This window comes from Moorena sp. SIO4A1, assembly GCF_010672065.1.
GTDB lineage: Bacteria > Cyanobacteriota > Cyanobacteriia > Cyanobacteriales > Coleofasciculaceae > Moorena.
The window spans coordinates 1-1,652 of record NZ_JAAHHX010000568.1 but is presented as its reverse complement, the minus strand read 5'-3'; the positions used below and the strand labels follow the sequence as shown (position 1 = coordinate 1,652).

Genomic DNA, 1,652 nt, shown 5'->3' with positions numbered 1-1,652 from the left:
AATTCGAGACAATCAGGAAACGAGGGTTATTCCCATTATTGCCGTAACAGCACTGGCGATGCCAGGAGATAAGGAGAAATGCCTAGGGGCTGGCGCGGACGAATACATCTCTAAACCAGTGAGTCTTAAGAACTTAGTCAGTACTATTCAAAAGTATGTTCATGTAGAGGTTAAGGATTTGCAATTAGTTAGTAATTAGTTATTTGCATTAGTTATAAGTCCCAAGTAGGTTTAAACCTACTAATTAATGGTATATAAATTCATGGTATATAAATTAGTTTTAACCAACATCAATCCCAGACATCTGTATTTAATATGATCAACTATTCAAGCGCATAAAGGGTGTTATTGATGGATAGTCAAAACTCTATACTAGTAGTTGATGATGAACCCTGTGGGTTTGATGTCATTGAGGCTCTACTGTTCAAGGAAGGTTACAACTTGAGCTATGCCTCTTGTGGTGAAGAGGCATTGAACCGTCTAGAGGAAATTCAGCCGGACGTAATCTTATTGGACGTGATGATGCCAGAACTTGATGGTATAGAGGTTTGCCATCGGATCAAGTCTCACCCAAACTGGCACCATATCCCAATTATTATCGTAACGGCTCTGAATTCTAAGGAAGATCTTGCCCGATGCCTGGATGCAGGAGCTGATGATTTCCTAGGTAAACCTGTTAGTGGACTCGAACTGCGGTCTAGAGTGCGTTCGATGTTGCGGATTAAAAAACAACATGATCAGCTAGCTGCTACTCTACAGCTGAGGGAAGATATGTCTCATATGATCGTGCATGATTTGAGGCATCCTTTGGCTAATATTATCATATCTTGTGAGATTTTGCAGCAAACTGAACTCGACAAAAAACAGCAAAGAAAGACTGAACAAATCTTGAAATCAGCTCTCCAGCTGCGCTCAATGACGGATAACTTATTGATGATGGCAAAGTTACAATCGGTAAAACTTAGCCTTAATCGAGACTTGGTGGATCTAAATGCACTCGAACAAGAGGTAGTTTTAGATTTCCAAGCCATTGCTCATGAGAAAAATATTCAGCTAGTTAGTGAGCTACCAGAATCCAGTAAGACTCTTTTAATTGATGCCAATTTAATCCGTCGTGTCTTAGATAACTTGCTCTCAAATGCCATCAAATTTTCTCCTTCACAAAGTAAAATTATACTGCAAGTATATTATCCAGTAGATCCCAAACCCCAAGCTAGAATTCGCATTGCTGATTCTGGGCCTGGGATTGAAGAAGAATTGCGAAAACGTATTTTTGATAAGTACGATGTGGGAAATTTAATGACTGGAATTTCTCAAACTGGTCTGGGATTAACGTTCTGTAAAATGGCAGTTGAAGCTCATGGTGGTAGAATATTTGTAGAAAATAATCAACCATCGGGTTCAGTGTTCACTGTAGAAATTTAGTTATAAATTGTAAGCATATGCGCTACGCGCAGGCTACGCCAACAGCCGTCAGCCGTCAGCCTTTGGCTGAGAGCTGAGAGCTGAGAGCTGAATGCTGAGAGCTGAGAGCTGAGAGCTGAGAGCTGAATGCTGAGAGCTGAATGCTGAGAGCTATTAGCTGCCCGCTTTCAAGTGAAGAAGCTGTGAAATACCAACTTCGAAAAAGTTGGTATTTCACAGCTTCTTCA

Annotated in this window: 2 protein-coding genes; both read left to right on the top strand. The window is 40.6% G+C overall.

Annotation, left to right across the window (positions count from 1 at the left end):
• Positions 1-199 (top strand): response regulator (locus F6K53_RS40725; protein ID WP_293085897.1); only part of this gene is annotated, 199 nt, incomplete at its 5' end.
• A 152-nt stretch (positions 200-351) separates the two neighbouring features.
• Positions 352-1,425, top strand: a complete 1,074-nt coding sequence (locus tag F6K53_RS40720) for a hybrid sensor histidine kinase/response regulator (protein ID WP_293085894.1) — start codon at positions 352-354, stop codon at positions 1,423-1,425.
• The last annotated feature ends 227 nt before the right edge of the window (positions 1,426-1,652 follow it).

Bases quoted from the DNA above. Each gene is read 5' to 3' on its own strand.
- F6K53_RS40720 (WP_293085894.1), top strand. From the start codon at position 352: ATGGATAGTCAAAACTCTATACTAGTAGTTGATGATGAACCCTGTGGG.